This window comes from Natronomonas sp. (genome assembly GCF_046710025.1).
In the GTDB taxonomy this organism is placed as follows: Archaea; Halobacteriota; Halobacteria; order Halobacteriales; family Haloarculaceae; genus Natronomonas.
Genome location: NZ_JBKEGK010000155.1, coordinates 1 through 6,158, shown reverse-complemented (window position 1 = coordinate 6,158; position 6,158 = coordinate 1). Strand labels below are relative to the sequence as shown.

Genomic DNA, 6,158 nt, shown 5'->3' with positions numbered 1-6,158 from the left:
CCGGCAGGCGTGTCGGATCGCCTCGATCTCGGCGGCGGCGGTCCGGTAGGCGCTCCAAGCGTCGGCGTCGGTTCGATCCTCGGCCGATTCGTCGAACAGCGTCGCGTCCTCGGCGTGCACCGTGATGGGAACGCCCGCTTCGCGGGCGCGTTTCACCGCCTCCTCGTAGCGCTCCGTGTCGATCCCCATCTCTCCCGTCGAGTCGGCGAGAAAGACCTCGCCGAGCGCACCGATCGGCTTCCCGAGGAGTTCGTCTGGGACCCAAGCGTCGGTGACGCCGCCGTTGATCGCGTAGTCGACGAGCGACGCCGACGCGAGTTCGGCCTTTCGCTCGTAACCCGCCGCGTCGACCGTCGGCGGCTCGGTGTTCGGCTGGTCGAACACCGTCGTGACGCCGCCCGCGGCGGCACTTTTCGACCCTGTTCGCCAAGTCTCCTTGTGCGAGAACCCCGGCTCGCGGAAGTGGACGTGGGCATCGATCATCCCGGGTAACAGGAGTTTCCCGTCGACGTCGACGGTCTCGTCGGCGCCATCGAGTCCGGTCCCGACCTCGGCGATCGACTCTCCGTCGATCCGAACGTCGCGCACCCGTCCGTCGGCCAGCGTCGCGTCGCGAAATAGCATTACCTCACGTCCTCGACCGACGGCCGTAAGCCTCACGAAGCGCAGCGGCTGGACGGTCTGAGGGTACATCGTATCGCTCCCGTGGTCAGCGACGGGCGGTTCCTCGACGGTCGCCGATCGGCCGACACACGTGATCGGCTGGGAGTGCCGACGTGGATAAGCCCGACGGGAACGAACCGATTGTATGGTTTCACTCGCGGCGGCCGTGCTCGATCGGTACGAGCGGTTCTCTCGTTACAACTCGCCGTATCCGGCACACGATGCGGGCTGTGCGATCGATCTCTATCCCGGAACGGATCGAGCGGTCTCGCCCGTCTCCGGGCCCGTCCGATCGATCCGGACGGTCAGGTGTCCGGACCGCCCATACGCCGTCTCCGAGGATCACCTGCTTCTCCTCGATTGTGGCTCTCATATCGCGCGGGTTCTCCACGTCGACCCTGACGTCGAGGCCGGCGAGCGGGTGGAGATCGGGGATCGACTCGGAACGCTCGTCAGGTCCGGCTTCTTCGGTCGGTGGGTCGACAACCACCTCCACCTTGGGTTCCGTCGGCCGGCGCAGAACCTCTATCGGGCGAGCGGATCGCTCCCGATCGACCTCGGCGTATCGGTCACCGGTCTTGACTGGAACGGTCGGGGAACAGTTGTCGAGACAGGGCCAACCCATATTCGCCTCGACTCGCCGTCGAGTCGGGGGCAGCAGGGGTTCGCCGCGCTGGCGGACACCGACGGCGTCCCACTTGAGGGCGGACTCGTCCACTACGGCGGCGGCGGAACGCTTGCGACCGCCGAGGGTGAGCGATCGCTGCTTGGTACGCCGATCGGGACGGCCGACGGGCGGGAGATTAGCTGGGCAGACGTGGCGGTGTTCGCCGATAACTGCCGCGCAACCGGGCTTTCGTTGTTCGCGTCACAGGTTCCGTTCGGCACGAAACTCGTCTTTCAGCAAGGACACGACTTCGAGCCCGGCGACGAGGTCGCCGTCTCGATCGAGCCGACGACTGATCCGATTCAATTGGGCTGACAGCCGGTACCGGTTCCATCCCGCGGCGGTGTACCGGACACCCACCGTGTTCGCCGCGGGCTCGATGTCAGATCACGCGACGGGCTGGTCCCGTGATCGGTTATAAACAACCGGGAGGCAGTCGTGGCGGAGTGCGGGCGGTTCAGGCGTCGAGGTACTCCGATTGCACGTCGACCACGTCCGAGGAGTCAGTGCAGTCGGCGTACCGCCGGAGCGGCTCCTCGTTCAGCTCCAAGAACGTGTGTCCCCACCGGAACTTTCCGAGTATCTCCTCGGCACGGTCGCGGTATCCAAGGATACAGAGCGCGCCCGCGAACGCCTCAACGGTGTTGAGCTGGAACGGCGTCCCGTAGTTGACTGGGTTAGCGGCGACGAGAAACGGTAGCGATCGGTGAGGGCCATCGAGACGGAACGCCTCCGCCTCGGCGGTCTCCCACGAGCAATCCAGCGCGATCAATCGTCCGTGAGGCGGGTCCCCCTCCGCGTCGGCCGGCGAGAGCGCCCGGTCGGCGTAGGGATCGAGCACGATGCCGGCGGGTGTCTCTCGGGTCGATCGATGGAGGCTCACGAGGTCGAAACGAGCGAGCTTTCGGGCCGAGCATTTCTCGGGATCGTCGTCGCCCTCGTACCGGACGTGTAACTCCACGCCCGCAGTTGCCGCCGCCGGGAGAAAAGTCGCTCGGCCGCCGCCGGATATATGATCGCGCCCCGAATGTTATTCGGTATGGACGGGGCCACGCTCGCTCGGGAGTACTACCGGTCGATCGACGAGGACGATTACGACGCGCTCGCGGGGATTGTCTCCGCCGGGTTCGTCCACCAGCGTCCCGACCGGACGATCGAGGGACGCGAAGAGTTCGTCGCGTTCATGCGGAGCGGCCGTCCCGAACGCGAGACGACCCACGTCGTCGAATCCGTCTACGCCGCCGGGGATGAGAACGTTGCCGTCGAGGGACAACTGCTCGATGCCGACGGGGAGACCTGGTTTCGCTTCGTCGATACGTTCGAGATCGGAGAGAGCAGTATCGCGAGCATACGGACGTACACGGGCCCTGGGCCGGAGTAGCCGCCCCGATGGCCCGAGGCCGCTTACTCGCCCGCGCCAAGCGCCGACTCGCCGACGGGATCGTGGCCCTCAATCCGTTCGAGACCGCCCATATAGGGCTGTAGCGGCTCCGGCACGTCGACGGTCCCGTCGGCGTTCTGGTAGTACTCAAGTATCGCGACGACCACTCGGGGGACGGCGAGCCCCGAGCCGTTGAGCGTGTGGACGTACTCCGCGGACTCGTGCTGTTCGGGCCGATACCGGATGCCTGCTCGCCGGGCCTGGAACTCCTCGAAGTTTGAAACCGAGGACACCTCAAGCCACCGCCCGCCGGCCTCGGGCCCGCCGTCCATGTCGTCGCCCGGTGCCCACACCTCGACGTCGTACTTTTTCGCCTGCGTGAATCCCATATCACCGGTACACATCTCAAGGACCCGGTAGGGGAGCCCGAGCCGTTCGAGCACTGCCGTCGCTTCCGCCAGAAGTCCCTCCAGTCGGTCGTAGCTTTCCTCGGGGCGGACGAAGTTCACCATCTCGACCTTATTGAATTGGTGAACGCGAACGATGCCGCGCGTCTCGGTCCCGTGCTCGCCGGCCTCCCGCCGGAAGTTCGGCGTGTACGCCTGGTGTTTGATCGGCAGGTCGTCATCGAGGAGGATCTCGTCGCGGTACATGTTGGTGACTGGAACCTCCGCGGTCGGGAGCAACCAGAGGTCGTCGTCGTCGTAGGCCGCCTCGTTGGCGCCGCCGACGCGGTAGGCGTCGTCGACGAACTTCGGGAACTGGCCGGTCCCCTGCATCGAGGCGGAGTTGACCGGGATCGGCGGGAACACGTCGGTGTAGCCGTGTTCCTCGCGGTGGAATTCGAGCATGAACTGGATCAGCGCGTGTTCCAGCCGCGCGCCCTCACCCGTCGCGAAGTAGAAGCCGCCGCCGGAGACTTTCGCCCCCCGGTCGAAATCAAGAATGCCGAGTTCCTCGCCGATGTCGTAGTGGGGGACGACCGGGTCCGGAAGCGTCCGTCGGTCGCCGAACCCCCAGCGCTCGGCCTCAACGTTGTCGGACTCATCCTCGCCGACGGGAGCGTCGGGGTGCGGCGGGTTCGGGAGCTCAAGCAGAGTGGCTTCGAGTTCGGCCTCAAGTTCTTCGGCGCGAGATTCGACGGCCTCCAGTTCCTCTTTCAGTTCGCTAGAGCGTTCGATCGCCGCCTCGGCCGCCTCCTCCTTGCCTTCGCGCTTGAGTCCGCCGATCTCGCTCGAGATCTCGTTTCGCTGCCGCCTGAGGTCGTCGCCAGTTGCCTTGAGTTCGCGCCACTCCTCGTCGACCTCGAGGATCCGATCGAGATCGACGTCGACGCCCTTTGTTTCGAGCGCGCGTCGGATCTCGTCGGGGTTCTTACGGACGAACTGCCTAGATAACATTTAGCGGCGGTTCGCCGCGGCGGCTGAAAATCGTATCGGTCACGCGGGATCGGCTCGTGGTCGCCCACATAGCGAGTGGCTTTAATACCGGACGGCGAAACGTCAGGTATGGCCATAGGTGACGTGTACTCAGTGGCGTCTATTCCCGACTGTTACTACGTCGACGTCGGGCTGTACGGCCTACCTGAGTCCGGCTCCGTTTATATATACGACGCGGAACGGCCGGCGGTGATCGACACCGGCCTCGGGACCAACTACGAGTGTATCCTCGACGCACTCGATGCGCTCGGGATCGGCCGCGACGAACTGGCGTACATCATCCCGACGCACGTCCACTTGGACCACGCCGGCGGGTCCTGGGTGCTCGCCGAGGAGACGGACGCCGAAGTACTTGTCCACGAGGCCGGTGTCGACTACCTCGTCGATCCGGGCCGCCTCTGGGCGGGGACGAAGGCGGCCGTCGGAGACCGGATCGAGCATTACACCAAACCCGAACCGATCCCCGAGGCGCGGATCACGGCGCTCGAGGGCGGTGACACGGTCGATCTCGGCGACCGAACACTCGATGTCTATCACGCCCCCGGACACGCCTTCCACCAGGCGATCTTCCACGATGCCGACGCCGACGCGATCTTCGCCGCCGACGCGGCCGGTATCTACGTGCCCCAACTGGATCGGGTGATCGAGACGTCGCCGCCGCCGGGATTCGACCTCGAGACGGTCATCGAAGACGCACGAATGATAGGGGAGCTGGCCCCGGAAACGATCTGTTATGGCCACTTTGGGCCGGAGTCGGCGGCGGGGCGGATCGATGAGTACGTCGAGGTGACGGAGCGCTGGGTCGAGGCGGTCGAGACAGCGCGGGCCGAGTTCGACGACGAGGACGCGATGGTCGAATACTTTCTCGAGCGCGCCGACACGCCGGACGTGTGGGGCGAACAGAGCGCGGCCAGCGAGATCAGGATGAACCTCCAAGGCGTGTTACGATATCTTCAAAAACGGGATGAGCGAGAGACGGGACAGGATGGGCAGAGCGGGGCGTAGACGCCCGCAGGGAGTTCAGGCGGGCTCAGCGTTATCGAGCGCCGTCTCGATATCGAGCGCTCGAGCGACCTCGACGAGGAGGTCGCCTTTTATCTCCGATGTTTTGGTCTCGATCTCGGCAACGAGCGGCGTCTCAAAGTCCTCGCGGACGCGGCGGAGCCGATTTTCCTCGGTCGCGACGCGCTCTCTCAGATAGCGCGCTCCCCGTCCGTCCTCGTCGTCGTCGGGCGACGGCGTCAGGCGGTTCGCGACCAACCCCCTGACGGAGAGCCCCGATTCGGTCATCGCCTCGACTGCGCGTTCGGTCTCGTTCAACGACAACTCGTCGGGGTTCAATACGAGAAAGAAGGCCGCGTCCTCCCGGAGGGTCGATCCGGCAAACTCGAAGAACTCCTTTCGCTCCTGTAACCGGGCGAGGACGGGGTCGCCGTCCATTACCCGCCTCGGCTCGTTGTTGCCGATCGCGGCCTTTTCAAAGAGGTCGATACTCGTCCGGCGTTTGTACATCAGCCGGTCGATCCACCCCTCAAGTAGTTCCGGGAGGCCGAGCAGTCGGAGGGTACTCCCCGTCGGTGAGGTGTCGAAGACGACCCGGTCGTAGGGCTCCGCCGAGCGCATCACATCGATGAATCGATCGAAGAGCGCCGACTCGTACGCCCCGGGCGTGTCGTGTGCCATCTCGAGTTGGCGGTTGATCTCGTTGACCATCGCCGCCGACACCTGTTCGGAGAGATCCTGTCTGATCTCGTCGAGATGCCGCGTCACCTCTTTTTCGGGGTCGATCTGCATCGCCTCGAGATTCTCGACCCCCGCAACCGGGGTCGCATCGTCGTCGAACGACTGGTCGAATACATCTGTCACGGAGTGGGCGGGATCCGTCGAGACGACGAGCGTCCGGTGGCCGTCCCGCGCCGACTGGACCGCGTACGCACAGGAGACGGTCGTCTTGCCGACACCACCCTTGCCGCCGAAGAAGACGAACTGTTCCACAGTCACCACCTCC

7 protein-coding genes are annotated in these 6,158 nt (G+C 65.2%); 3 read left to right on the top strand and 4 right to left on the bottom strand.

Annotated elements, in window-relative coordinates; genetic code table 11:
• On the bottom strand, positions 1-624 hold a 624-nt coding region (locus tag ACI944_RS10515; protein WP_411719002.1), incomplete at its 3' end, for an amidohydrolase family protein.
• Between the two features lie 184 nt (positions 625-808).
• On the opposite strand from ACI944_RS10515, the gene ACI944_RS10510 reads away from it, so the two are divergent.
• Positions 809-1,645, top strand: coding sequence for a hypothetical protein (locus ACI944_RS10510; RefSeq protein WP_411719001.1), 837 nt, complete (start codon positions 809-811; stop codon positions 1,643-1,645).
• A gap of 142 nt (positions 1,646-1,787) precedes the next feature.
• On the opposite strand, the gene ACI944_RS10505 is transcribed toward ACI944_RS10510, so the two are convergent.
• Entirely contained in the window at positions 1,788-2,291 is a 504-nt protein-coding gene (locus tag ACI944_RS10505; RefSeq protein ID WP_411719000.1) for a DUF367 family protein, read from the bottom strand.
• Positions 2,292-2,369: 78 nt separating this feature from the next.
• Here ACI944_RS10505 and ACI944_RS10500 point away from each other — a divergent pair, with 78 nt between their 5' ends.
• The gene (locus ACI944_RS10500; RefSeq protein ID WP_411718999.1) at positions 2,370-2,711 is read left to right on the top strand and encodes a nuclear transport factor 2 family protein; all 342 of its coding nucleotides are present in this window, start codon (positions 2,370-2,372) and stop codon (positions 2,709-2,711) included.
• Positions 2,712-2,734: 23 nt separating this feature from the next.
• Here the strand turns inward: ACI944_RS10500 and serS are convergent, their stop codons facing one another.
• Positions 2,735-4,111: a serine--tRNA ligase gene (gene serS, locus ACI944_RS10495; RefSeq protein ID WP_411718998.1), complete on the bottom strand. Its 1,377-nt coding sequence runs from the start codon at positions 4,109-4,111 to the stop codon at positions 2,735-2,737.
• Between the two features lie 108 nt (positions 4,112-4,219).
• Here serS and ACI944_RS10490 point away from each other — a divergent pair, with 108 nt between their 5' ends.
• Entirely contained in the window at positions 4,220-5,155 is a 936-nt protein-coding gene (locus ACI944_RS10490; RefSeq protein WP_411718997.1) for an MBL fold metallo-hydrolase, read from the top strand.
• 15 nt (positions 5,156-5,170) lie between these two features.
• Here the strand turns inward: ACI944_RS10490 and ACI944_RS10485 are convergent, their stop codons facing one another.
• Complete coding sequence (locus ACI944_RS10485) at positions 5,171-6,145, bottom strand: ArsA family ATPase (protein WP_411719003.1); 975 nt, start codon at positions 6,143-6,145, stop codon at positions 5,171-5,173.
• Between the last annotated feature and the right edge of the window lie 13 nt (positions 6,146-6,158).